Source organism: Microbacterium saccharophilum, assembly GCF_007992455.1.
GTDB lineage: Bacteria > Actinomycetota > Actinomycetes > Actinomycetales > Microbacteriaceae > Microbacterium > Microbacterium saccharophilum.
Genome location: NZ_BKAH01000004.1, coordinates 130,393 through 155,069 on the forward strand (window position 1 = coordinate 130,393; position 24,677 = coordinate 155,069).

At 71.3% G+C, this 24,677-nt stretch carries 21 protein-coding genes and 4 tRNA genes; 16 read left to right on the forward strand and 9 right to left on the reverse strand.

The window, feature by feature from the left end; genetic code table 11:
* Positions 1-41 precede the first annotated feature (41 nt).
* Positions 42-2,546: an aminopeptidase N gene (gene pepN / locus MSA03_RS06285; RefSeq protein ID WP_147050045.1), complete on the forward strand. Its 2,505-nt coding sequence runs from the start codon at positions 42-44 to the stop codon at positions 2,544-2,546.
* Positions 2,547-2,722: 176 nt separating this feature from the next.
* Here the strand turns inward: pepN and MSA03_RS06290 are convergent, their stop codons facing one another.
* The 4 genes from MSA03_RS06290 to MSA03_RS06305 all read right to left on the reverse strand — a co-directional run bounded on the left by MSA03_RS06290 (position 2,723) and on the right by MSA03_RS06305 (position 7,929).
* On the reverse strand, positions 2,723-4,864 hold the full coding sequence (locus MSA03_RS06290) for a 3-hydroxyacyl-CoA dehydrogenase NAD-binding domain-containing protein (protein WP_147050046.1): 2,142 nt from the start codon (positions 4,862-4,864) through the stop codon (positions 2,723-2,725).
* An 11-nt stretch (positions 4,865-4,875) separates the two neighbouring features.
* On the reverse strand, positions 4,876-6,078 hold the full coding sequence (locus tag MSA03_RS06295) for a thiolase family protein (protein WP_147050047.1): 1,203 nt from the start codon (positions 6,076-6,078) through the stop codon (positions 4,876-4,878).
* 71 nt (positions 6,079-6,149) lie between these two features.
* Positions 6,150-7,346, reverse strand: a complete 1,197-nt coding sequence (locus MSA03_RS06300; protein WP_147050048.1) for a ribonuclease D — start codon at positions 7,344-7,346, stop codon at positions 6,150-6,152.
* Positions 7,339-7,929, reverse strand: coding sequence for a DUF3000 domain-containing protein (locus MSA03_RS06305; RefSeq protein WP_028495677.1), 591 nt, complete (start codon positions 7,927-7,929; stop codon positions 7,339-7,341). Before MSA03_RS06305 ends, MSA03_RS06300 begins: the two co-directional genes overlap by 8 nt.
* 25 nt (positions 7,930-7,954) lie before the next feature.
* On the opposite strand from MSA03_RS06305, the gene MSA03_RS06310 reads away from it, so the two are divergent.
* The 4 genes from MSA03_RS06310 (at position 7,955) to MSA03_RS06325 (ending at position 12,269) form a co-directional block, all read left to right on the forward strand.
* Positions 7,955-9,166 (forward strand): alpha/beta hydrolase family protein, encoded by a 1,212-nt coding sequence (locus MSA03_RS06310; protein WP_147050049.1) that lies wholly within the window; start codon positions 7,955-7,957, stop codon positions 9,164-9,166.
* Positions 9,167-9,175: 9 nt separating this feature from the next.
* Complete coding sequence (gene zapE / locus MSA03_RS06315; protein ID WP_147050050.1) at positions 9,176-10,204, forward strand: cell division protein ZapE; 1,029 nt, start codon at positions 9,176-9,178, stop codon at positions 10,202-10,204.
* 219 nt (positions 10,205-10,423) lie between these two features.
* Positions 10,424-11,650, forward strand: a complete 1,227-nt coding sequence (locus tag MSA03_RS06320) for an ammonium transporter (protein ID WP_028495680.1) — start codon at positions 10,424-10,426, stop codon at positions 11,648-11,650.
* A gap of 103 nt (positions 11,651-11,753) precedes the next feature.
* On the forward strand, positions 11,754-12,269 hold the full coding sequence (locus MSA03_RS06325) for a type II toxin-antitoxin system PemK/MazF family toxin (protein WP_147050051.1): 516 nt from the start codon (positions 11,754-11,756) through the stop codon (positions 12,267-12,269).
* Positions 12,270-12,547: 278 nt separating this feature from the next.
* Here the strand turns inward: MSA03_RS06325 and MSA03_RS06330 are convergent.
* Positions 12,548-12,620, reverse strand: a tRNA-Val gene (locus MSA03_RS06330).
* Positions 12,621-12,802: 182 nt separating this feature from the next.
* Between MSA03_RS06330 and MSA03_RS06335 the strand changes: the two genes are divergently transcribed.
* From MSA03_RS06335 to MSA03_RS06355, 6 genes are all read left to right on the forward strand, one after another.
* Positions 12,803-12,874: transfer RNA gene (locus tag MSA03_RS06335), tRNA-Gly, on the forward strand.
* Between the two features lie 53 nt (positions 12,875-12,927).
* Positions 12,928-13,001: transfer RNA gene (locus MSA03_RS06340), tRNA-Cys, on the forward strand.
* A gap of 24 nt (positions 13,002-13,025) precedes the next feature.
* Positions 13,026-13,100: transfer RNA gene (locus MSA03_RS06345), tRNA-Val, on the forward strand.
* 119 nt (positions 13,101-13,219) lie between these two features.
* A complete protein-coding gene (locus MSA03_RS14335; RefSeq protein WP_155947959.1) occupies positions 13,220-13,393 on the forward strand; it encodes a hypothetical protein in 174 nt (57 codons plus the stop codon).
* A 21-nt stretch (positions 13,394-13,414) separates the two neighbouring features.
* On the forward strand, positions 13,415-13,924 hold the full coding sequence (locus tag MSA03_RS06350; protein WP_147050052.1) for a glycine cleavage system transcriptional repressor: 510 nt from the start codon (positions 13,415-13,417) through the stop codon (positions 13,922-13,924).
* A 7-nt stretch (positions 13,925-13,931) separates the two neighbouring features.
* Complete coding sequence (locus MSA03_RS06355; RefSeq protein WP_028495683.1) at positions 13,932-14,588, forward strand: DNA alkylation repair protein; 657 nt, start codon at positions 13,932-13,934, stop codon at positions 14,586-14,588.
* 11 nt (positions 14,589-14,599) lie between these two features.
* On the opposite strand, the gene MSA03_RS06360 is transcribed toward MSA03_RS06355, so the two are convergent.
* Positions 14,600-15,757, reverse strand: a complete 1,158-nt coding sequence (locus tag MSA03_RS06360) for an ArsB/NhaD family transporter (protein ID WP_147050119.1) — start codon at positions 15,755-15,757, stop codon at positions 14,600-14,602.
* 169 nt (positions 15,758-15,926) lie between these two features.
* Between MSA03_RS06360 and thrS the strand changes: the two genes are divergently transcribed.
* Together thrS and MSA03_RS06370 are read left to right on the forward strand one after the other, a co-directional pair.
* Positions 15,927-17,936 carry a threonine--tRNA ligase gene (gene thrS / locus MSA03_RS06365; RefSeq protein WP_147050053.1) on the forward strand — a complete coding sequence of 670 codons (2,010 nt, stop codon included), beginning with the start codon at positions 15,927-15,929 and terminating at the stop codon, positions 17,934-17,936.
* The gene (locus MSA03_RS06370) at positions 17,933-18,484 is read left to right on the forward strand and encodes an HIT family protein (RefSeq protein ID WP_147050054.1); all 552 of its coding nucleotides are present in this window, start codon (positions 17,933-17,935) and stop codon (positions 18,482-18,484) included. The genes thrS and MSA03_RS06370 overlap by 4 nt, the downstream gene beginning before the upstream one ends.
* A gap of 138 nt (positions 18,485-18,622) precedes the next feature.
* Here MSA03_RS06370 and pdxY read toward each other — a convergent pair whose 3' ends face one another.
* Together pdxY and MSA03_RS06380 are read right to left on the reverse strand one after the other, a co-directional pair.
* Complete coding sequence (pdxY, locus tag MSA03_RS06375; protein WP_147050055.1) at positions 18,623-19,474, reverse strand: pyridoxal kinase PdxY; 852 nt, start codon at positions 19,472-19,474, stop codon at positions 18,623-18,625.
* Positions 19,471-20,817: an aminotransferase class I/II-fold pyridoxal phosphate-dependent enzyme gene (locus MSA03_RS06380; protein WP_147050056.1), complete on the reverse strand. Its 1,347-nt coding sequence runs from the start codon at positions 20,815-20,817 to the stop codon at positions 19,471-19,473. Before MSA03_RS06380 ends, pdxY begins: the two co-directional genes overlap by 4 nt.
* 107 nt (positions 20,818-20,924) lie before the next feature.
* Between MSA03_RS06380 and pdxS the strand changes: the two genes are divergently transcribed.
* Together pdxS and pdxT are read left to right on the forward strand one after the other, a co-directional pair.
* On the forward strand, positions 20,925-21,809 hold the full coding sequence (gene pdxS / locus MSA03_RS06385) for a pyridoxal 5'-phosphate synthase lyase subunit PdxS (protein WP_147050057.1): 885 nt from the start codon (positions 20,925-20,927) through the stop codon (positions 21,807-21,809).
* A complete protein-coding gene (pdxT, locus tag MSA03_RS06390) occupies positions 21,806-22,396 on the forward strand; it encodes a pyridoxal 5'-phosphate synthase glutaminase subunit PdxT (RefSeq protein ID WP_147050058.1) in 591 nt (196 codons plus the stop codon). The genes pdxS and pdxT overlap by 4 nt, the downstream gene beginning before the upstream one ends.
* Before the next feature lie 16 nt (positions 22,397-22,412).
* On the opposite strand, the gene MSA03_RS06395 is transcribed toward pdxT, so the two are convergent.
* Positions 22,413-23,792: a pyridoxal phosphate-dependent decarboxylase family protein gene (locus MSA03_RS06395; RefSeq protein WP_147050059.1), complete on the reverse strand. Its 1,380-nt coding sequence runs from the start codon at positions 23,790-23,792 to the stop codon at positions 22,413-22,415.
* 129 nt (positions 23,793-23,921) lie between these two features.
* Between MSA03_RS06395 and MSA03_RS06400 the strand changes: the two genes are divergently transcribed.
* Entirely contained in the window at positions 23,922-24,659 is a 738-nt protein-coding gene (locus MSA03_RS06400) for a hemerythrin domain-containing protein (protein ID WP_170245464.1), read from the forward strand.
* Positions 24,660-24,677 lie beyond the last annotated feature (18 nt).

Genomic DNA, 24,677 nt, shown 5'->3' on the forward strand with positions numbered 1-24,677 from the left:
CGGCCACACGCGCCGGGCAGTCGGCGTGAAACGATGGTCGGATGAGCACCGCCAACCTCACCCGCGAGGAGACCGCCGTCCGATCCGCCGCCGTCACGCTGCACACCGTGCACGTCGACCTCGACGTGCGCTCCGCGCCGGATGCCGACACGACAGGCTTCGCCACGGTCAGCACCCTCGCGTTCTCCGCCTCGACGGGGGAGACCTGGATCGACTTCCTCGGCGAAGCCGTCGACGACGTCGAGGTCAACGGCATCCCGCAGGCCGTCGAGTGGGACGGCTCCCGCATCCGGGTGACGGGGCTCGTGGAAGAGAACGTCGTCCGCGTCCACGCCCGCGGCGCATACAGCCGCTCCGGGGAGGGGCTGCACCGGTTCACCGACCCCGTCGACGGTGCGGTGTACCTGTACACGCAGTACGAGCCCGCCGACTGCCGTCGCGTCTACCCGTGCTTCGAGCAGCCCGACATGAAGGCCCGCTGGACCTTCCGGATCACGGCGCCGGGCGGCTGGGAGGTCCTCTCCAACGGGGCCGAGACCGGCCGCACCGCCGTGGACGACGGCATCCGGGTCACGTTCGCCGAGACGCTTCCGCTGTCCAGCTACATCACCGCCGTCGCCGCGGGGCCGTATCACCGCGTCACGGGGCGCTGGGAAGGCGAGCGGCAGAGCGCCGACCTCGGCGTCCTCTGCCGCGCCTCGCTCGCGGTGCACCTGGACGCCGACGAGATCCTGGGGATCACCCGGCGCGGGCTCGACTTCTTCACCGGCGTCTTCGGCGACTACCCCTGGGGCAAGTACGACCAGATCCTCGTGCCGGAGTACAACCTCGGCGCGATGGAGAACCCCGGCCTCGTGACGTTCACGGAGGGCTACATCTTCCGCGGCGCGTCGACCGTCGCACAACACGAGGCGCGGGCGAACACGATCCTGCACGAGATGGCGCACATGTGGTTCGGCGACCTCGTGACGATGCGCTGGTGGGACGACCTGTGGCTCAAGGAGTCCTTCGCGGACTACATGGGCACGCATGCCGCGGCCGCGGTCGGCGGCTACCCCGACGCGTGGGTGACCTTCGCGTCGCGCCGGAAGGCGTGGGCATACCAGCAGGACCAGCTGCCGACGACGCATCCGATCGTCGCGGACATCACCGACCTCGAGGCGGCGAAGCTCAACTTCGACGGCATCACGTACGCGAAGGGCGCGTCGGTCCTCAAGCAGCTCGTCGAGTACGTCGGGGTGGATGCGTTCTTCGCCGGCGCGAAGCGCTACTTCGAGGCGCACGCGTACGGCAACACGACCCTCGACGACCTGCTCGTCGAACTGGAGGCGGCCGCCGGGCGCGACCTGCGTGCGTGGAGCGCCGCGTGGCTGCAGACCACCGGGATGTCGACCATCCGCGTCGAGCGCGGGGAACACCTCGCGATCGTGCAGACCCCGCCGCGGCCCCATCGCCTGAGCGTGGGCCTGCACCGCCTCGACCACGGCACGCTGCGCCGCCTCGCGGCGCTCGACGTCGACATCCACGAGGAGCGGACGGCCGTGACGCTGCCGGTCGTGCCGGACGTCGACCTCATCCTGCCCAACGACGGCGACCGCACGTACGCGAAGGTGCGGCTCGACGAGCGCTCGGTCGACGCGCTGGCGTCTGCCCTGTCGACGATTCCGGATGCCCTCACCCGCGCCGTCGCATGGTCGGCGCTGTGGAATGCGACGCGCGACGGCGAGCTCGCCGCGGCCCGCTACGTCCAGATCGCCGGCACACACGGCCCCGCCGAGACGAACATCGCCGTGCTGGCGGACGTCGTCGGGCATGCCCGCTACGCCGTCGAGCATTTCGTCCCGGCGGACGAGCGCGACGCGCGGCGTCCCGCGTGGCTCGAGACCGCATGGCAGGCGATGACGGCTGCGGATGCCGGCAGCGACGCCCAGCTCGTCTGGGCGCGCGCCGTGGGCGCGGCCGCGTCGACGTGCGATGACCGCGCCGCAGACCTGCGGGCGATGCTCGACGGCACGGCCCCGGCCCCGGCGGGCCTCGCCCTGGACCCCGAGCTGCGGTGGAACTGGCTGTTCGCCCTGTCCGCAACGGGACACGCGAGCGTCGAGGATGCCGACGCGGAGTACAGCCGGGATGCCACGGCGAAGGGGCGGAGCTCACAGCTCGCGGTGCTGGCCGCCCGACCCGATCCGGGGGTGCGAGCGGTGGCGTGGCGCACCGCGTGGGAGGACCAGGCCCTGACGAACGAGCATCTCGACGCGACGATATCCGGCATCCGTGCGGGCGGGCGGCGCGACCTCGTCGCACGCTTCGACGAGGACTACTTCGCGCGCCTGCGCGCCGTGTGGGAACAGCGCAGCATCGAGATCGCCGGCCGACTCGTGCGCGGGCTGTTCCCGGCCTCGGAGTCACTCGATCCGGTCGACGCGTGGCTCGCGGCGAACGAGGACGCACCGGGCGCGCTGCGCCGCATCGTGCTCGAGCAGCGGGACCACCTGGCCCGCGACCTGCGGGTCCGCGCTGCGCAGGGGCTGCTCGGGGCGGCCTGACCGGCAGCCTCACACGCGGCTGAGAGCCCAACGGCGGAGATCGTCGCGGGCCTGCCGGCCAGCCGGCATCCTTGGGGGTACCCGAGCCACGATCTCCGCCGTTGCACGCGCGCAGCGACGCCGGCACCGACGGCAGCGGCCCCGGGCCGGAGCCCGGGGCCGCTGTGAGCCGATCGTCAGCCGATGCCGCGGATGGGCGGGGTGTGGAACGTGCCACCGAACGCACGCTCCGACGCACCCTCGCGGTCGAGGTACGGCGACGCGCCGCCGTCGATGAACGGCCAGCCGGCGCCGAGGATGAGGCACAGGTCGATGTCCTCGACCTCGGGCACGACGCCCTCGTCGAGCATGATCTTGATCTCCTGCGCGAGACCGTCCTGCACGCGCGCGAGGATCGTGGCGGCATCGACGGGCGTCTTGCCGACGGCCGGCTTGAGGACCTTCTCCGCCGCCTTCGTGAACCCGGTGACGCGGCCGCCCTTGTCCTTCTCGACGACCTCGGGCAGCTCGGCCAGGGCGTGGAAGTTCTCGTTGGCGTAGAACCGGTCGGGGAACGCGCGGACCATCGTGTCCTGCACGTGCGCGGCGACCTTCCAGCCGACCAGGTCGATGAGCTGGAACGGTCCCATCGGCAGGCCGAGCGGGCCGAAGGCCTTCTCGACGTCGGCGACCGGGGTGCCCTCGTAGACGGCGCGCGCCGCCTCGCCCATGACCTTGGCGAGCAGCCGGTTCACGACGAAGCCGGGGGCGTCGGCGGTGAGGACGGCATTCTTGCCCAGCCCGCGAGCGACGACGAACGCCGTCGACAGCGCGGCATCCGAGGTCTGCGGCGTCTTGACGATCTCGATGAGCGGCATGACGGCGACGGGGTTGAAGAAGTGGAAGCCGACGAGACGCTCGGGGTGGGCAAGCTTCGCGCCGATCTCCTCGACCGACAGCGACGAGGTGTTGGTCGCGAGGATGGCATCCTCCGCGATGATCTTCTCGATCTCGCCGAACACCTCCTGCTTGACGCCGACCTCCTCGAACACGGCCTCGATGACGAAGTCGCAGTCCGCGTAGAGGCTCTTGTCGGTCGTGCCGGTCACGAGCGCGCGCAGCCTGTTCGCCGCGTCGCCGTCCAGACGCCCCTTCGCCTCGAGCTTGCCGATCTCCTCGTGGATGTAGGCGACGCCCTTGTCGACGCGGGCCTGGTCGAGGTCGGTGATCAGCACCGGCACCTGGAGCTTGCGCACGAACAGCAGCGCGAACTGGCTCGCCATGAGCCCCGCGCCGATGATGCCGACCTTCGTGACCTTCTTGGCGAGGTCCTTGTCGGGGGCGCCGACGGGACGCTTCGCACGCTTCTGCACGAGATCGAACGCATACATGGATGCCGCGAACTGATCGCCCGTGACGAGTTCCGCGAGCGCCTCATCCTCGCGCGCGAAGCCCTCCGCCTTCGTCCCGGACTTCGCCTTGTCGAGGAGGTCGAGGGCGACGTACGGTGATCGGGGCATGGTGCCGATCTTGGACTCCAGCATGCCGCGGGCCATCTTGATCGCGATGGGCCACTTGGTGAGGCGCTCGATCTTGCCGGGCTCGTTCTTCCGGTCGACCTTGGTCGCCCCGGTGAGCACGCCGTCGGCCCAGCGCAGCGAATCCTCGAGGTAGTTCGCGGCCGGGAAGATGGCGTCGACGATGCCGTAGTCGAACGCCTGCTGCGGCTTCAGCATCCGGTTCTGCTTCAGGGGGTTGGAGATGACCACCTCGAGGGCGTTCTCGATGCCGATGAGGTTCGGCAGCAGGTAGGCGCCGCCCCAGCCGGGGATGATCCCGAGGAAGACCTCGGGGAGCGCGATCGCCGCGGCGGACGCGTCGACGGTGCGGTAGGTGGAGTTCAGCGCGATCTCGAGCCCCCCGCCGAGCGCGAGGCCGTTCACGAACGCGAACGACGGCACACCGAGCTCTCCCAGCATCCCGAGCACCTTGTGCCCGAGCTGCGCGATGAGCTTGGCGTTCTCCTTCGACCCGACCTTCGAGATGTCCGACAGGTCGGCGCCTGCGGCCAGGATGTACTGCTTGCCCGTGATGGCGACGGCGTCGATCTCGCCGGCCTTCGCCCGCGCCGTGAGCGCGGCCAGCGTCTCGCCGAGCTCGGTGAGCGTCGCCGGGCCGAGGGTGTTCGGCCGCGTGTGGTCACGGCCGTTGTCGAGCGTGATGAGGGCCAGCCGCTTGCCGCTCGGCAGCGTGACGTCGCGCACGCGGGAGTGCGTCACGACCTCGCCGGCGGTGAGGGCCTGAATGGGGGAGAAGTCGATCGCGTCGTAGTCGGTCATCGGTGTCTCTCTCACTTCTTCTTGCCGTCGTAGTGCGGGTTCTCCCAGATGACCGAACCGCCCTGACCGAGGCCCACACACATGGCGGTGAGGCCGTAGCGGACGTCGGGGCGCTCGGCGAACTGGGCCGCGAGCTGGATCATGAGGCGCACGCCGGAGGCGGCGAGGGGGTGGCCGAGGGCGATCGCCCCGCCCCACTGGTTGACGCGCGGGTCGTCGTCGGCGATGCCGAAGTGGTCCAGCAGCGAGATCACCTGGATGGCGAACGCCTCGTTCAGCTCGAACAGGCCGATGTCCGAGATCTTCAGCCCCGCCTTGCGAAGCGCCTTCTCCGTGGAGGGGATGGGCCCGATGCCCATGATCTCCGGCTGCACGCCCGCGAACGCGAACGACACCATGCGCATCTTGGGACGGAGACCGAGCTCCTTCACGGCCCGTCCGCCGGCCAGCAGCGACATCGTGGCACCGTCGGTCAGCGGCGACGAGGTGCCCGCCGTGACCCGACCGTGCGGGCGGAACGGGGTCTTGAGGCCGGCGAGGTCCTCCATCGTCGTCTGGGGACGGCGTCCCTCGTCCTCGGTCGCGAGCGCCCAGGAGCCTTCGGCGTCCTTGACGGCGACCGAGACGAGGTCGGGCTGGAACTTGCCGGCGTCGTACGCGGCCTGCGCCTTGTGCTGGCTCAGCATCCCGAAGCGGTCGGAGCGCTCCTTCGTGAGATGCGGGAAGCGGTCGAAGATGCGCTCGGCCGTCACCCCCATGTTGAGGGCGCCCGGGTCGACCATCTTCTCCGCGACGAAGCGGGGGTTCGGGTCGGCGTTGCCGCCGATGGGGTGATGACCCATGTGCTCGACGCCGCCCGCGAGGGCCACGTCGTACATGCCGAAGCCGATCGAGCCGGCCATCGTCGTGACGCTCGTCATGGCGCCGGCGCACATCCGGTCGATCGCGAAGCCCGGCACCGTCTGGGGCAGGCCCGCGAGGATCGCGACCGAGCGCCCGAGGGTCAGCCCCTGGTCTCCGGTCTGGCTCGTCGCGGCGATCGCGACGTCGTCGACGCGGTCTGCCGGGACCTGCGGGTTGCGCTCCATCAGGCCGATGGTCGCCTTCACGGCGAGGTCATCGGCGCGGGTGTTCCAGTACATGCCTTTTTCGCCGGCACGCCCGAACGGGGTGCGCATTCCGTCGACGAAGTAGACGTCCGAAAGCTCGGCCACACTGCCTCCAAAGTTAGGGATCCCTCAAGCCTATGAAGGCGGCAGGGGCGGGGAAATCGGTTGGATCGTATCTACGAAGCCGGCTCGGACGGCTCCGCCGCCGCGTGCACGGAATCCACAAAGGCTTGGACGATCACCTGTGCAGTCTGCGCAATCTGCCAGCGGCGGGCGCCGTACGACTCGAGGACGCGCCCGACGCCGTCGACATCCAGCGGCTCCGGCGGCTGCCACGCGACGCGGCGCAGCGTGTCCGGGGTCAGGAGGTTCTCGGCCGGCATGTTGAGCTCTTCCGCGAGGTCATCGATGCGCGGCCGGACGGTCTTCAGCCGCGCGTCGGCGGCCGGGTTCCGGTCGGCCCATGCGCGCGGCGGCGGCATTCCGTCACCCGGAACGCGTTCCACGGGGAGGACCGGGGCGGCGCGGCCCGCTTCGATCGCCGCCCACCAGCGGTCCAGCTGGGTGCGGCTCGCGCGGCCGATGAACTCCTTCGTGCGGGCGAGATCCTGCTTGGTGGCCGGGTCGGCCCGCACGGCGGCGACGAGTGCACGGTCGGGCACGAGGCGGCCGGGGGAGACGTCCTGCTCCCTGGCGTATTCCTCGCGCGCCGTCCAGAGCGCCTTGGCGACGGCGAGCGAGCGCCGTCCGCGCACCGTGTGCAGTCCGCTCAGGCGGCGCCACGGCTCTTCACGCGGCGGCTTCGCGGGGCGTGTGCGCACGGCCTCGAACTCCTCCTGCGCGAGGGCCGTCTTGCCCTGCTCCTCCAGCTCGAGCGCGAGCGCATCGCGGACGTCGATGAGGTGCAGCACGTCGAGGGCCGCGTATTCGAGCCAGGATTGCGGCAGGGGACGCGTGGACCAGTCGGCCGCGGAGTGCGCCTTGGCAAGGGTGATGCCGAGCGTGTCCTCGACGACGGCGCCGAGTCCGACCCGGGCGTGCCCGAGCAGCCGGGCGGCGAGTTCGGTGTCGAAGATCGACGGAGGCTCGAGGTTCTCCTCGCGCAGCGACGGGAGGTCCTGGCTCGCCGCATGCAGCACCCACTCGACGTCGCCGATGGCGTCCTGCAGCGGGGCCATGTCGCCGAGGGCCGGCGGGTCGAAGAGGAACACGCCGGCATCGCGCCGGTAGACCTGAATGAGGTACGCGCGCTGCGTGTAGCGGAACCCGGATGCTCGTTCGACGTCGACGGCGACCGGCCCCGTGCCGCCCGCGAGGGTCAGCGCGGCCTCGATGAACTCTTCGACATCGGTGATGACGGGGTACTCAGCCACGCGCCGCCCTGTTTCCGCCCAACACGACGATTCCCTCCGACCCGGGCGGGAGACCCGCCAGCATGCACACCAGTTCCGCCCACGCCCGCACGTGCGCCGCGACGTCGCCTTCCGGCGACCAGGACGCACGCAGCTCGATCTGCGCGCCGTCGCCTTCCTCGGCGAGCGATCCGAATCCCTTGGACAGCGTCTTGGTGGCCGTGCCGGATGCCGAGTGGAACCGGGCGCCGCGGGCGGCCAGCGCGTCGACGAGCCAGGACCACGCGACGTCCGCCAGGAGGGGATCGGTGCCGATCTCCGGCTCGAGGGGCGCCTGCGCGAAGCAGACGATGCGCCAGGCGCCGTTCCACGCGTCGGGCTCGCTCGGGTCGTGCAGGAGGATGAGCCGGCCGGTCCCGTACTCGGAGTCGCCGCCCTCCTCATCGGGGCGCACGTCACCGGCGAGAGCGATGGCCTCCGGCGCGAGCGAGGACGGCGCCGGGATCTCGCGTACCGCGAAGTCATCGCGGAAACTCAGGGCGCGCAGCGCATCGGCGACCTGCGCGAAGGCCGGCGTGGCAGCCGGGGGACGGGGTTCATCCACGTCGACAGACTAGAGTGACGGGACCATGAAGGCACCCAGGCGCGCCGTTCCCGCCGGCGCATCTCCGACGCTCATCGCCGCGCTCCGCGGACTCATCGTCGCGATGGCGACGGCGGTCGTCGGCGTGACCGGGATGCTGACCTTCATCTCGGTGCGGATGGCCCGGAAGGTCGTGACCCCGGGGGGCAGGCTGCCCGACACGAAGATCCTCGACGTCGACACCGCCGCGCAGACGATCACCCTGACCCGCACGCCCGACACGGTGCTCCCGGGACGCTACGGCCTGTTCACCGTCGGCACGGCCGCCTATCTCAAGCTCGGCTCCGTGCTCTCCGCGGACGAGACGAGCGTGAAGCGCAAGCTCCTCACGCATGTCGGTCCCGACGCGCAGCTCGCCCCCGATGCCGCCTTCAGCGGCTGGTACTTCGACCAGCCCGAGGAGCTGCACCTGCCCTTCTCCGTCGAGCTCGTCGGCTCTCCCGTCGGCCCCTGCCCGGCCTGGATCTTCCCGGCCGCAGAGCCGAGCGACACGTGGGTCGTGCAGGTGCACGGGCGCGGCACGACCCGCGCCGAATGCCTCCGCGCCGTCCCCGTCTTCCACGCGGCCGGGCTCACCTCGCTCGTCGTGTCGTATCGCAACGACGGCGAAGCGCCCCGCAGCCGCGGCGGGGCCTACGGTCTGGGCGCGACGGAGTGGCGGGACGTGGATGCCGCCATCGGCCTGGCCCGCCGCCGGGGCGCCCGCCGCGTGATCGTCATGGGCTGGTCGATGGGCGGCGCGATCGCACTGCAGCTGGCGCTCAGCTCCGCGCATCGCGACATCCTGACCGGGATCATCCTCGAATCGCCGGTCATCGACTGGCGGATCGTGCTCAGCCATCAGGCGCGGCTCCTCGGCCTCCCCTCGCAGGTCGCGGACCTCGCGATCGGCACCCTGCGCCGGGAATGGACGACGCCGGTCACCGGCGCCGACGTGGCGATCCCGTTCGACCGGCTCGACGTGGTGTCCCGCGCGGCGGAGCTCCGGCATCCGATCCTCATCCTGCACAGCGACGACGACGGCTTCGTCCCGTCGGATGCCTCGCACGATCTGGTCGTCGCGAGACCCGATCTCGTGGACCTGCAGATCTTCGACGTCGCGCGGCACACGAAGCTGTGGAACTACGACCAGGAGCGCTGGACCGCGGCCATCACGGGCTGGCTGACGCGGACCGGGCAGGTCACCCCCGCGGTTTAGTGTGGAGGGGTGAGCAGCGCACCCGTCGGCATCGTGCATCTGAGCGACCGCGCTCCCCAGGTCTCGGGTGAGCAGATGGTCGCGGCGCTGATCCCTCCGCCCCAGTTCGACGGCGCGACGTTCGAGACGTACCGCGCGGATGCGCGCTTCCCGTTGCAGCAGGAGGCGAAGGATCTGCTGATCGCGTTCAGCGGCGGCGGGGCACCGGCGGCCCGGGGCGGGCTCTTCCGACGCGCCAAGAAGAGCCCCGAGGTCAAGCCCGGGGTGTACCTGGACGGCGGCTTCGGCGTCGGCAAGACGCACCTGCTCGCCGCGATCTACCACGCGGTACCGGCCCGCCGGAAGTACTTCGGCTCCTTCATCGAGTACACCGCCCTCGTGGGGGCGCTCGGCTACCAGAAGACGGTCGAGCTGTTCCGCGGCGCCGACCTGCTCTGCATCGACGAATTCGAGCTCGACGACCCGGGCGACACCATGGTGATGACCCGGCTGCTCGGCGAGCTCGTCCCGACCGGCACGCGCCTGGCCGCGACATCCAACACCCCGCCGAACGCGCTGGGCGAGGGCCGGTTCGCCGCGCAGGACTTCCTGCGCGAGATCCACGCGATGGCGGCGAGTTTCCAGACCATCCGCATCGACGGCACCGACTACCGTCAGCGCGCCGTCGACGGGCACGCCGTGGTCGTCACCGCGGGCGAGTACGAGCGTGACCTCGCGGATGCCGCGGCGTCCGGCCTCGTCTCCGACGACGCGTTCGACACCCTCATCCGGCACCTCGCGACGGTGCACCCGTCGCGGTACATCCGCCTCATCGAGGACATCGCCGTCATCGGCATCCGCGATGTCGCCCCGCTCGACGACCAGTCCGCCGCGCTGCGCTTCGTCGCGTTCATCGACCGCGCGTACGACGCGCAGATCCCGGTGCGCGCCACCGGAACCTCTCTGGACCAGGTCTTCACCGACGACATGCTGGCCGGCGGCTATCGCAAGAAGTACCTCCGCGCGATCTCGCGCCTGGTCGCCCTCACCCACAGCTGACCCCGCCGCCCCGGCCTTCCTCCGGCCGATTCGAAGCGGTCATCCGGCCCGCCGAAACGTGATGTTCACGCCCGGGGCACCCTTGTAACAGTCGCGAAACACGACACGCATACTGCGGGAAACCGGCAGTGATGAGACTGGGCGAGCCCGGATCCCACCGTCACACCCGACATCAGGCGGAGCGGGCCTTTGAGTATCAACACATGAGTGAGGAACTTCATGGACAGCGGAAATCTCGCCTGGTCTGTCGCGGCGACAGCCCTCGTGCTTCTCATGACGCCCGGTGTGGCGTTCTTCTACGGCGGTCTGGTGAAGGCCAAGTCGGTCGTCAGCATGATGATGCTGAGCTTCGGCGCCATGGGCTTGGTGGCCGTGCTCTGGATCCTCTACGGCTCCAACATGACCGTGATCGGCGAGGGGGAGTCCCAGTTCCTGGCCGGCAACCCGTTCAGTGACTTCGGTCTGGCCAACGCCGACAGCGACACCCTCGTCATCTCGGCCTACGGTGCCACGTTCGCGATCATCACGGTCGCCCTCATCTCCGGCGCGATCGCAGACCGTGCGAAGTTCGGGTCGTGGATGATCTTCGCGGGCGTCTTCGCCACGGTGGTCTACTTCCCGGTGGCCGCCTGGGTCTGGGGCGGTGGCTGGATCTACAACCTCGGCGCGAACCTCGGTCTGGATGTCGCCGTAATCGACTACGCCGGCGGTACGGCCGTGCACATCAACGCCGGCGCGGCGGCCCTCGCCCTCGCACTGGTGCTCGGCAAGCGCGTCGGATTCCAGAAGGGGATCAACAAGCCGCACAATGTGCCGCTCGTGCTCCTGGGCGCCGCGCTCCTGTGGTTCGGATGGTTCGGGTTCAACGCCGGCGCCGAAGGCACGTTCTCGCTTCTCGGCACCGAGGACTCCAGCGTCGGCCTCATCGTCGTCAACACCCTGGGCGCCACGGCCGCCGCGATCCTCGGCTGGATCATCATCGAGAAGATCAAGGACGGCAAGGCCACCTCGATCGGTGCCGCGTCCGGCGCCGTCGCGGGCCTCGTCGCGATCACCCCGGCGTGCGCCGCGCTGGCGCCCGGCTGGGCCCTCCTCCTCGGCCTCGTCACCGGTGCGGTCTGCGCCCTCGCGATCGAACTGAAGTGGAAGCTCGGCTACGACGACGCGCTCGACGTCGTGGGCGTGCACCTCGTCGGCGGCCTGATCGGAACGCTGTACCTCGGCTTCTTCGCCACCGGCACCGGCCTCTTCACCGGCGGCGACGCGTCGCAGCTGCTCGTGCAGGTCATCGCTGCCGTGGGCGTCCTGGTCTACTCCTTCGTGGTCGCCTACGTCCTCGGTCTCATCATCGAGAAGACGATCGGCTTCCGCGTCAAGAACGAGGACGAGATCGCCGGCGTCGACACCGTGGTCCACGGTGAGGAGGGCTACGCCCTCGTCGACTGAATCGACGCAGTTCCAGCACGGAGAGGGTGCCGCATCATGCGGCACCCTCTTCGCGTGCGCGGGGGGGCGCGGGCGTCGGATTCCGGCTCAGTAGGGTGGCAGGGTGAGCTACGCCACCCGCATCCTGCACGCCCTCGGCGGCCTCTTCCGCTCCTCCGCCGCTTCGACGCCCGCGCCGGTCCGCGACCTGCCGGGGCGCGGGGGAGAGGGCGCGACCTTCGAGGTCGCGCCGCCGGCCGCCCGCGGACTGCGGATCACCTACGCCCCCGCCCTCGACGGCGATCCGGATGCCGGGGAGATCGTCTGGACGTGGGTGCCGTACGCGGAGAACGACGGGCGCGGCAAGGACCGCCCGGTGCTCGTCATCGGCCGAGACGGGGAGGACCGCGTCTACGCCGTCCGCCTCACGAGCAAGTCGCATGACGGCGACCGCGACTTCCTGGCGCTCGGCACGGGACCGTGGGACAGCCGGGGGCGGCCGTCCTGGGTCGACATCGAGCAGCTCTACAGCGTGCACCGCGACGGGATGCGGCGCGAGGCCAGCGTGCTGGACCTCGACCGCTTCACGCGCGTCGCGAAGGCGCTGAGCGACCGGTACGGCTGGGCCGTCGGCGGCTGACCGCCGGCATCCATCCCGGCGCCGGGTGCCGGCATCCCTCCGCCCTCCCGCGCCGGGGCCGTGTCCCACGTCCGGGCCGTGTCCCACTTCGAGCGAGTCGCCGCGGCCTGCAGCCACGGATGCCGTGACACGGTGCGGCCGCCTGTCCCACCTCGTGCGGCTGCGCGCCCGGAAACCCGCAGGTGGCGCGACACGCACGCTCGGCGGGCGTGTGGGCACGCGAGGGCACGAAAAAGCCCCGATGCTCGCGGGGTGCGCGTGCTGCGGGGCTGCTTCCGTGGGCGATACCAGACTCGAACTGATGACCTCTTCCGTGTGAAGGAAGCGCGCTACCAACTGCGCCAATCGCCCATGGCCCGGGGGCCGAGCACCAAGCTTATCGGATTCCCGGAGCCGTTCCACACACGCGGCCCGCGCTTCCGCGTCGAGGGGCGACCGCGCAGCGCGGCGAGACACGCGCGAGCGTCCGCCGGTTTGGAACTCGCGGATTAGTCAGCTAAAGTCAATGACGCGCCCGGAGAGATCCGGGATCCGCGGATGTAGCGCAGTGGTAGCGCATCACCTTGCCAAGGTGAGGGTCGCGAGTTCGAATCTCGTCATCCGCTCGAGTGCGGGGATCCCTTTTCGAAGGGATCACGACACGTGGGTCGAACCACATGGTGGCGTGGCCGAGCGGCTAGGCACCGGCCTGCAAAGCCGTTTACACGGGTTCGAATCCCGTCGCCACCTCCACTCAGAACTGAACAGCCCATGCGGGCGCGATTGGCGCAGCGGTAGCGCGCTTCCCTGACACGGAAGAGGTCACTGGTTCGATCCCAGTATCGCGCACCACCTGAAACCCCCGGCCTCGCCGGGGGTTTTCTGCATTCCGGGTTCGCCCGCACACCCCCGCTCCCACCTCGCGGCCCGACTGTGGATACGATCGGAGGACGACGTCACGGAGGTTTGCGATGTTCATCGTCTATCTGGTGCTCTTCCTGCTCGGCTTCTACCTGTTCGGGCTCGCGTTCGCGATCGACTCCGACCCGAGCGGCTACATCTTCGTCGCCGGCATCCTGTCGGTCTCCCTCGCCGTCGCGCTGCTGATCCACCTGCCGAGCGCAGCCGACCGCGCCAAGCGCTGACGCCGCGCGACAGGCAGCACCATGGCCACCCTCGTCCTCACCGTCGTCGGCGATGACCGTGCCGGTCTCGTCAGCGCCCTCGCCGAACAGGTCGCCGCGCACCGCGGCAACTGGGAGCAGAGCGAACTGGCCGAGCTCGCCGGCGCCTTCGCCGGCATCGTCCTGATCTCGGTGCCGGACGACCGCGTCGACGAGCTCACGCGTGCCGTGCAGAGCCTCGAGGGACTGTTGCGCGTCACGGCCCACACGCCGCCCGCGGCGCACGCCGACGACGACGCCTACAACCTCACCTTCACCGTGCTCGGCAACGACCGGCCCGGCATCGTCCGCGACGTGACGACCGCCGTCGCCGCGCACGCCCTCAGCATCGACGGGTTCCGCAGCCGCACCCTGGACGCGCCGATGGCCGGCGGCACGCTCTTCGAGGCGACGGTCCAGGTGCGCGTCCCCTCGGCAGCGGACGCCGACGCCATCACGAGCGCGCTGGAGCGCCTCGCCGGTGAGATCCAGGTCGACCTCAGCCTGGGGTGAGCACCGGATGAGCGCCGCCGACGACGTCCGCGCCGCCCTCCGCCGCGCCGCGGACCCCGCCCGCGCCGCGGGGCAGCAGGCGTACATGAAGTCGGCCATGCCTTACCTCGGGGTCACGATGCCCGACGTCCGGCGCATCGCCCGGCTTGCCGGGAAGGACCTCCGATCCCCGGATGAGGCGCGGGGCCTCGCCCGCGCCCTGTGGGACGAGGCGACGCACCGCGAGGAGCGGTACGCCGGCATGATCCTGCTCGGCGGGCCCGTCCTGCGGGGCGACCTCGACTCCGTCCCTCTCCTCGAGCACATGGTGCGCACCGGCCGCTGGTGGGACTTCACCGACGACCTCGCTGGCCGGGTGCGCGAGCTGCATGACCGGCATCCCGTCGAGACGGCGCGACTGGTGCGCGACTGGAGCGTCGACGAAGACCTGTGGATGCGGAGGCTGGCGATCCTCTCGCAGCTCGGACGCCGCGACCGCACCGACCTGGCGCTCCTGAGCCAGCTGCTCGAGCCGAACCTCGGCGACCCCGAGTTCTTCATCCGGAAGGCGATCGGCTGGGCCCTCCGCGACGTCGGCCGCACGCGGCCGGACTGGGTGCGGGAGTACGCGGCCACGCACGAGCTCAGTCCGTTGAGCCGCCGGGAGGCGCTCAAGCACCTGTAGCGCCCCGGAGTTCAGCGTGCGAGCGGGATGACGGCGAGCCCGACCACGAGGGGCGCCGCGAGCAGCCCCCACAGGATGTACGTGCGCCAGGGCACGTCGACGCCGACGGCGTGCAGCCGCTGATGCCACAGCAGCGTCGCGAGCGACGCCCACGGCGTGATGAGCGGCCCGGCGTTGACGCCGATGAGGAGGGCCGCCAGGCGCGCGGGGGAGTCGGCCGTCCCCTCGAACGCGAGGTAGGCGGGCAGGTTGTCCGCGACGTTGGCTCCCAGCATCCCGGCTCCGGCCAGTCGCCAGAGCGCCAGGAGGCCGTCGCCGGACCCGGCCGCGGTCGCCAGGACCGCGCCCCAGCCGAGCGCCTGCGCGGCGGCGACGGCGAGGAAGAGCCCGGAGGCGAACACGAGAAGCTGCCACGGCACGAGGCCCACGCGCAGCACGTCCGGGGAGCGCGAGGCGAACACCCCGGCCAGCACGAGCGCCGCCACGCCGGCCGGCATCCACGGCGGCAGCCCGCTGACCAGGAGGGGCACCATCACGGCGACCACGACGGCGCTGACCGTCAGCAGGCGGCGGTCCACCAGGTGCGGCGGCGGGGCCGGTGTGTACCGGCCGCGGAGCGATCGCCGGTGGATGAGGAGCAGCAGGGCGACCGTCACGACGATCGCGACGACCGCCGACGGGCCGAGCAGGGCCAGGAAATCCCCGGCATCCGCGCCGCCCAGCCGGTGCGCGGCGAGCAGGTTCGTGAGGTTCGACACCGGCAGCAGCAGGGATGCCGTGTTGGCGAGCCAGACGGTCGTGAACGCGAAGGGGAGCGCCGGCAGCCCATTGGCCCGCGCCACGGCGACGACGACGGGGGTCAGCAGGACGGCGGTCGTGTCGAGCGACAGGAACGCCGTCGCGGCGACCGCCAGCGCCACGACCAGCAGCCACAGCACGAGCGTGCGCCCACGGGCCAGGCGCGCGAGGCGGGCGGCCAGCGCGTCGAAGACCCCCGCGACGGCGGCGAGCTCCGCGACGATCGTCACCGCGACGACGAAGAGGAGGATCGGCCAGACCCGCTCCGCCACGGCCAGCGCGTCATCGACGGGAAGCACGCCGAAGGCGACCGCGGCCCCGCCGAGGAGCAGCAGCGCGGCTCCGACGACGGCGAGCTTCACGGCATCCATCATGGGGGATCGGCCGGGCGGCGATAGACTCGATCCATGGAACACCGCCGGATCCTCGCCGTGACGCTCGTCACGCGCACCGGCACGCGAACGCTCGACGCCTGAGCGGGCGGGACGCGACGCGTCCGAAGCTGAGCACATCCTTCCGATCCACCTCTGGAGTCCTCTCTTGACTGACGTCAACGCCCCGTCGGACGTGTCCTTTCCGGCCGACGGCTTCGCCCTGTTCCCCGACCGCTCCGTCGTCGCCCTGCGCGTCAACGGCGAGCTGAAAGACCTCGCCACGGTCGTCACCGCGACGGATGCCGTCGAGCCGGTGACGATCGACAGCGCCGACGGCCTGTCGATCCTCCGTCATTCCACCGCCCACGTGCTCGCGCAGGCGGTCCAGCGGGTGCGCCCGCAGGCCAACCTCGGCATCGGCCCGCCCATCACCGACGGCTTCTACTACGACTTCGGCGTCGACGAGCCCTTCACCCCGGAGGACGTCAAGGCGATCAAGAAGGAGATGGAGCGCATCGTCCGGGAGGGCCAGCGCTTCGTCCGCCGCGTCGTCACCGACGACGAGGCGCGCACCGAACTCGCCGACGAGCCGTTCAAGCTCGAGCTCATCGGGCTCAAGGGCGGGTCGAAGGAAGCGGCAGAAGGCGCCTCCGTCGAGGTGGGCGCGGGCGAGCTGACCATATACGACAACGTGTCCCGCGACGGCGAGACCGTCTGGAAGGACCTCTGCCGCGGGCCGCACGTGCCGGGCACCCGCATGCTCGGCAACGGCTGGGACCTCACCCGCATCGCCGGCGCGTACTGGCGCGGCAGCGAGAAGAACCCGCAGCTGCAGCGCATCTACGGAACCGCCTGGCCCACGAAGGACGAGCTGCGCGCCTACCAGCAGCGCCTCGAGGAGGCCGCCAAGCGCGACCACCGCCGCCTCGGCAAGGAGCTCGACCTGTTCTCGTTCCCCGACGAGATCGGCTCCGGCCTGTCGGTGTGGCACCCGAAGGGCGGCATCGTCCGCGGCGAGATGGAGCAGCACGCCCGCCGCCGCCACATCGAGGGCGGCTACACCTACGTGTACACACCGCACATCTCGAAGGAGGACCTGTTCCTCACCTCGAACCACCTCGTCACCTACCGTGAGGGCATGTTCCCGCCCATCCGCATGGATGAGGAGACGGATGCCGACGGCAACATCACCAAGCACGGCCAGGATTATTACCTGAAGCCGATGAACTGCCCGATGCACATCCTCATCTACAAGGAGCGCGCGCGCAGCTACCGCGACCTGCCCATGCGGCTCGCGGAGAACGGCACCGTCTACCGCAACGAGCTCTCCGGCGCCCTGCACGGGCTCACCCGCGTCCGCGGCTTCACACAGGACGACTCGCACCTGTTCGTCACCCCCGACCAGCTCGAGGCGGAGACGGCCCGCGTGCTGGAGTTCGTCCTGTCGATGCTGCGCGACTTCGGCCTGGAGGACTTCGAGCTCGAGCTCTCGATGCGCGACGACGAGAAGTCGAAGTGGATCGGCAGCGACGAGTTCTGGGAGTACTCCACGAACGCCCTCCGCCACGTCGCGCACGCCTCGGGCCTCAAGGTCACCGAAGTGCCCGGCGAGGCCGCGTTCTACGGGCCGAAGATCGACCTGAAGACGCGCGACGCGATCGGCCGGACCTGGCAGCTCTCGACCGTCCAGGTCGACGTCAACCTGCCGGAGCGCTTCGGTCTGGAGTTCACCGGCCCCGACGGCGAGAAGCACCGGCCGATCATGATCCACCGGGCCCTGTTCGGATCGATCGAGAGGTTCTTCGCGATCCTGCTGGAGCACTACGCGGGCGCGTTCCCGGTGTGGCTCGCCCCCGTCCAGGTCGTCGGCATCCCGGTCGCCGAGCAGTACGGCGACTACCTGCAGGGCATCGTCGACACCCTCCGCGAGGCGGGGGTCCGCGCCGAGGTGGACCATTCCGACGACCGCATGCAGAAGAAGATCCGCACCCACACGACGCACAAGGTGCCGCTGCAGCTCATCGCCGGCGAGCAGGACCGCTCGGCGGGAACCGTCTCCTTCCGCTTCCGGGACGGGTCGCAGACCAACGGCATCCCCGTCGACGAGGCCATCGCGAAGATCCGGTCCGCGATCGAGCAGAAGACGCTCGTGAACACCGCGGAGGACCTGGCGTGACGGACGGCTCGGAGCCCCGCCTGGAGGACGCCGCGACGCTTCCGGGGGTGCCGGACGAGTTCCAGCGCCTGTGGACGCCGCACCGCATGGCGTACATCCAGGCAGGCCCCGAGCCGCTCCGCGAGGCGTGCCCGTTCTGCGCGGCGCCGGGCAAGTCCGACCCCGACGGTCTCATCGTCGCGCGGGGGAAGACCGCGTACGTGCTGCTGAACCTCTTCCCGTACAACTCCGGGCATCTGCTCGTGTGCCCGTACCGGCATATCGGGCTGTACGACGAGGCGACGCCGGAGGAGATCGCCGAGATCGGCGCCCTCACGCAGACCGCCATGCGGGTGCTGCGTCAGGTGTCGCGCTGCGACGGCTTCAACATCGGCATGAACCAGGGTGCCGTGGCCGGCGCAGGCGTGGACGCCCACCTGCACCAGCACGTCGTGCCGCGCTGGGCGACGGACGCCAACTTCTTCCCGATCATCGCGAAGACCAAGGCGCTGCCGCAGCTGCTCGGCGACGTCCGCCAGGCGGTCGCGGCCGCCTGGCCGGCATCCTGACCCGATCGGTCCGGCCGCGCCCCGGCCGGGATCAGGCGATCGGCCCGGATCAAGCGGATTCCGCGCGGATCGTCCTGTCCTCGGCCGATCGCCTGACTCCGGGTGGCGCAGCGAGGCGCGAGGCGCGCCCCGCCGGCCTCAGCGGACCTGCGTGACGGCGAACTGCTCCGCGGGGTGCGCGTAGAACTCCTGCGCCTCCACGAGCTGGAGCTCCCGCTGCCCCGACTCGTACGTCATCCGCAGCAGGTCGTACACGCTCGAGGTGGTCTTCGCGAGCGCCGTCGCGGCGTCGCCCGTCGCGCGGTAGTGCGCGGTGAACAGCGCCGCCGTGACGTCCCCCGACCCGTTGGCCTTCATGGGGATGTGCGGCGTCTGGACGATCCACGCACCGGCGTCGGTGACGGCGAGCATCTCGATCGTGCCCTCCGGGCGGTCAGGACGCTCGACGCTCGTGACGAGCACCGTGCGGGGGCCCATGGCCCGCGCCAGGTCGGCGGAGGCGAGGGTCGATTCCAGGTCGGCGGGCTCGGTGCCGGTGAGGAACCCCAGCTCGAACTGGTTCGGCGTGATGATGTCGGCGGCGGGGACCACGCGCTCGCGCAGCAGCACCGGGATCGCGGGCGCGACGAAGCACCCCGACTTCGCGTTGCCCATGACCGGGTCGCACGCGTACACGGCGGACGGGTTCGCCGCCTTGACCCGCGCCACGGCATCGAGGATGACATCGGCGATGCCCTCGCCGCCCTGGTAGCCGGAGAGGATCACGTCGATGTCGGGGAAGGCGCCGCGCGCCTCGATGCCGGAGATGACGGCGGCGACATCGTCGGGGCTGATCATGGGGCCGCCCCAGGAGCCGTAGCCGGTGTGGTTGGAGAAGTTCACGGTGTAGACGGGCAGGACCTCGACGCCGATGCGCTGCAGGGGGAACACGGCGGCGGAGTTGCCGACGTGACCGTAGGCGACGGCGGACTGGATCGACAGGATCTTCACGAGCGGGTGACCTTCTCTCGGGGGGATGCCGTCGCACCGACGGCGGCGGCGACGTCGGCGGCGAGCCGCTCGGCGTGGGGATCGGACAGGGTGTGCACGGTCAGGCGGAGGCGGTGCGCCGCACGCTCGTCGACGAGGACGAACTCGTCGCCCGCGCGGGCGAGCCAGCCGCGCCGCATGAGCCGCTCGACGACCGGGCGCGCGGGCCCGTCGACGTCGACCCACAGGCTCAGCCCGTCGCCGGCGTCGCACGGTACGCCGAGGGCGGTCAGGCGGGCGGCGAAGGCGCGGTTCCGCCGCAGGTAGTGCTCGCCCGCGCGGTCGACGGCTGCCATCACGGCCGGGTCGGTGACGAGGGCGACGGCAAGGCGCTGCAGCAGGTGGCTGACCCACGTGCTGCCGGGGCTCAGGCGCATCGCGAGGCGGTCGGCGGTCTCCGGGTCGGAGGCGGTGACGGCGAGGCACATGTCGGGGCCGAGGAACTTCGACACCGAGCGGACGAGTGCCCACCGCCGATGCTCGGGTCCGATGATGGAGTGGTAGGGCTGACGCGTGAGCATCGAGAAGTGGTCGTCGGCGATCACGAGGAGGTAGGGGTGGTCGGCGAGCACGGCGCGCAGCTGCGCGGCGCGCTCGGCGGTCAGGCTCGCGCCGGTCGGATTCTGGGCGCGCGGCGTGCAGATGACGGCGCGCACGCCCTGCGCGAGCGCGGCGCGCAGCCCCTCGACCGTCATCCCCTCCTCGTCCACCGGGACGGCGACGGGGCGGTACCCGCCGAGACGCACGGTGCGGATGCCGGAGAGGAAGCACGGGTCCTCCAGCGCCACGGCGTCGTCCCGGACGAGCGCGTGCGCGAGGAGACGCTCCATGGCATCCACGGCCCCGCCGGTGACCGTCAGCCGCAGCGCCGCGGGGTCCGCGACGTCGGGCGTCATCCAGTCGCGCGCCCAGCGCTCCAAGTCGGGGTCGATGACGGGTTCGCCGTACAGGATCGGCCGGCCGGCCAGCGCCGTCAGGGCGCGGGACGGGTCGGGGATCAGCGCGGGGTCGGGGTTGCCGTCCCCGACGTCGCGGAGGACGCTGTCCTGCGCGTACCCCTCGACGGCGAGCGGGGCGGGAGAGGCGACCCGCGTGCCGCCGCGTCCGAGCGTCTCGACCGTCCCGGCCTGCCCGAGGAGCCGGTAGGCGGCGACGACCGTGTTGCGGTTCACTCCGAGCCGGTCGGCGAGCGCCCGCACCGGGGGGAGGGCCTCGCCGGGGGAGAAGCGGCCGCTGTCGACGAGCGCGCGGACGCTGTCGGCGATCTCCGCCGCGGAGGTCCCCGTGATCGCCGTGTCGCTCACCGTCACCGTCCTTCACCTGTCCGCCGGCACAACTCAGGCCATGCTAGCTTCTGGCATAGGCCAATAGCGAAGCGACGCGACCCGCGCGTCGAAGAGGGGAAGCAGCCATGTCCAGCACCGGAACCGGGCGCGTCAAGCGCGGACTCGCCGAGATGCTCAAGGGCGGCGTCATCATGGACGTCGTGACCGCCGACCAGGCGAAGATCGCCGAGGATGCCGGCGCGGTCGCCGTCATGGCGCTCGAGCGCGTGCCCGCGGACATCCGCGCGCAGGGCGGCGTGTCACGCATGAGCGACCCGGACATGATCGACAGCATCATCGCGTCGGTCTCCATCCCCGTCATGGCGAAGGCCCGCATCGGCCACTTCGTCGAGGCCCGCGTGCTGCAGGAGCTCGGCGTCGACTACATCGACGAGTCCGAGGTGCTCTCCCCGGCGGACTACGTCAACCACATCGACAAGTGGGACTTCACCGTGCCGTTCGTCTGCGGGGCGACCAACCTGGGCGAGGCGCTGCGGCGCATCACCGAGGGCGCCGCGATGATCCGCTCCAAGGGCGAGGCCGGCACCGGCGACGTCTCCGAGGCCACGAAGCACATCCGCACCATCACGAGCGAGATCAACGTGCTGCGCTCGAAGACGAAGGACGAGCTGTACGTCGCCGCGAAGGAGCTGCAGGCGCCCTACGAGCTGGTCGCGGAGGTCGCCGAGACCGGGAAGCTCCCCGTGGTGCTGTTCGTCGCCGGCGGCGTCGCGACGCCCGCCGACGCCGCGATGATGATGCAGCTCGGGGCCGACGGGGTGTTCGTCGGGTCGGGCATCTTCAAGAGCGGCAACCCCGCGCAGCGCGCGGCGGCCATCGTCAAGGCCACGACGTTCCATGACGACGCGAAGGTCATCGCGGAGGTCTCCCGCGGACTCGGCGAGGCGATGGTGGGCATCAACGTCGCCGACCTCCCCGCCCCGCACCGGCTGTCCGAGCGCGGCTGGTGACAGGCCCCCGGGTCGGCGTCCTCGCACTGCAGGGGGACGTCCGCGAGCACGCCCGCGTCCTGACCGACCTCGGGGCGGAGGTCGTGCTCGTCCGGCGGCCCGAGGAACTGGCATCCGTCGCGGGACTCGTGCTGCCGGGCGGGGAGTCGAGCGTCATCGACAAGCTCTCGCGGGCCTTCGGCCTGCAGCAGCCGCTGCGGGATGCCATCGCGGCGGGCCTTCCGGTCTACGGTACGTGCGCGGGGCTCATCCTCCTCGCCGAGCGCATCACCGACGGGATCGCCGGTCAGCAGACGCTCGGCGGCCTCGATGTGACGGTGCAGCGGAACGCGTTCGGCAGTCAGGTCGACTCCTTCGAAGCCGACCTGGACGTGCCGGCCTTCGGCGATCCCGCGGTGCACGCCGTGTTCATCCGCGCGCCCCTCGTGACCCGGGTCGGCACGGGTGTCGAGGTGCTCGCCGCGCTCGAGGACGACCGGATCGTCGCGGTCCAGCAGGGGAACCTGCTCGGCACCGCGTTCCACCCCGAGGTCGCGGGGGAGACGCGGTTCCACCGCCGTTTCCTCGACCTCGTGCGCGCCGCCTGACGACCCGCGGCCGGGCTCACCGCGGACGCCGCTCCGCGACGAGCCGGGCGATGGCCTCGATGGTCCGGTCGATGTCGTCCTGCGTGGTCGCCCACGACGACATGGAGCAGCGCAGCGTCGCGTGCCCGTCCCACTCGGCGCCGGTGAGCGCCGCCGTCCCATCGGCCAGGATCGCGGCGCCGAGCGCGCGGGTCGCGTCGTCGTCGTCGAGCCGGAACATCACCTGCGTGTAGACGACGTCGTTGACGACCGTCACGCCGTCGATCCGGCGAAGGCCCGCCTCGAGCCGGCGCGCGTGCGCGTGCAGCCGGTCGACGAGGTCGGCGACGCCCCGGCGGCCGAGGCTGCGCAGCGCCGCCCACGCGGGCACCCCGCGCCCGCGCCGGGACAGCTCGGGGTTCACGTCCCACGGGTCCAGGCTCGTGTACATCAGGTAGTCCCCGCCGGTCCGGAACATCGCGATCGCGTCGGCGGGGTCGCGGATGATCGCCATCCCGCAGTCGTAGGGGACGTTCAGCGTCTTGTGCGCATCGGTCGTCCACGAGTCGGCGCCCGCGACACCCGCGGCGAGATGCCGAAGACCGGGCGTCGCGGCCGCCCACAGCCCGAACGCCCCGTCGATGTGGACCCACGCCCCGGCGGCGCGCGCCAGCGGGATGAGCTCCTCGAAGGGGTCGAACGCCCCGGTGTGCACCTCCCCGGCCTGCAGGCACACGATCGTCGGCGTGTCGGCGCCCGCGCCGAGCGCCTGGGCGAGGGCGGCCGGCAGCATCCGCCCCTCTTCGTCCGTGTCGACGACGACGAGTTCCTCCGCGCCGATGCCGCTGAAGCGCGCAGCCCGGTCGATCGACCCGTGCCGGTGCCGCCCGACGACGAGGCGCAGCGCCGGCGCCCCACGCAGGCCCCGGCGGGTCAGGTCCCAGCCGACGCGGCGCAGGACGGCGTGCTGCGCGACCGCGAGGCAGACGAAGTTCGACATCTGCGCGCCAGTGACCCAGCCCACCGCCGCGTCCTCCGGCAGTCCCATCAGATCACACACCCAGCGCCCCGCGACCCGCTCGAGCGCGACCGTCGCGGTGGTCATGGTGGAGGAGCCGGAGTTCTGATCCCACGCCGAGACCAGCCAGTCCGCCGCGAGCGCGGCCGGCAGCGTCCCGCCGATCACGAAGCCGAAGAACCGACCGCCGGGGATGGCGACGAGGCCTGGGTCGGCGCGCGCGGCCAGGTCGGTCACGACGGCCGCCGCGTCCGCGCCCTCCGCGGGAAGGTCGTCGCCGAAGACGGCGAGCATGTCCTCGAAGCCCGCGCGCGGCCACACGGGCCGCTCGTCGAGACCGTCCAGGAACCCGAGCGCTGCCGCATGGGCCGCCTCAAGCGCACGACGCCGATCGTCCATACCAACGAAGTGTGCTCGCGTCGCCCGGCTGATACAACGGGGCCCCGGCACGGTGGGGATTGCCGGCCGGCGGCCACGGCGCTAGCATCCCGCCATCGACCAGCCATGGGGTCGGGGGAGGGGGATGCCATGGCCGCCACAGCGCTGCCGTCGTCGGGCGCGCCGATGCCGGAGGACGCGGGGTGCGACGCCGAGGACCTCGTGTTCGTGCACGATGCGTTCCGCCGGCTGTACGCCGTCCTGCCCACCGGCGTCCGCAAGACCCCGCCGGAGGATCACCGGCGCGTCGCGCGCGTCGCGCGCGGTGTCGCGATGGTCGGCGATGCCCTGCACCACCATCACCACCTGGAGGACGAGTACTACTGGGGCCCGATGCAGACGCGCCGGCCGGCCTGCACGCCGCACGTCGAGCTCATGAAGCAGCATCATGCGCGGGTCGCCGCGCTCCTGGACGCCTCCGCACCGCTCGCGGACGCGTGGACGACCAACCCCGGCGCCGGCACGGCGGAGGCGTTCGCCGCCCACATCGAGGAGATCGGCGCGCTGCTGCGGCTGCACCTGGCCCGCGAGGAGGAGCTCGCCCTCCCGGTCATGGGCGAGGTGTTCAGCCAGTCCGAATGGGATGCGGTGGGGGCCCAGGCGCAGAAGGCCTACGACCGGTCGCAGATCTTCCTCTTCTTCGGGATCATCCAGGACTCCCTAACGCCGGAGCGGCTGGACGCCTTCATCGCAGAGGTCCCGGCGGCCATCCGCATCCTCTATCGCCTCATCGGGCGCCGCCAGTACGAGAGATCCCTCGACCTGCTGTCGGCCGGCACGGTGCGTCCCGGGCCGTACGACGCCGCGGCTCGGCGCGGCGTCGGCTAGCGCCGCCCTTTAGACTGA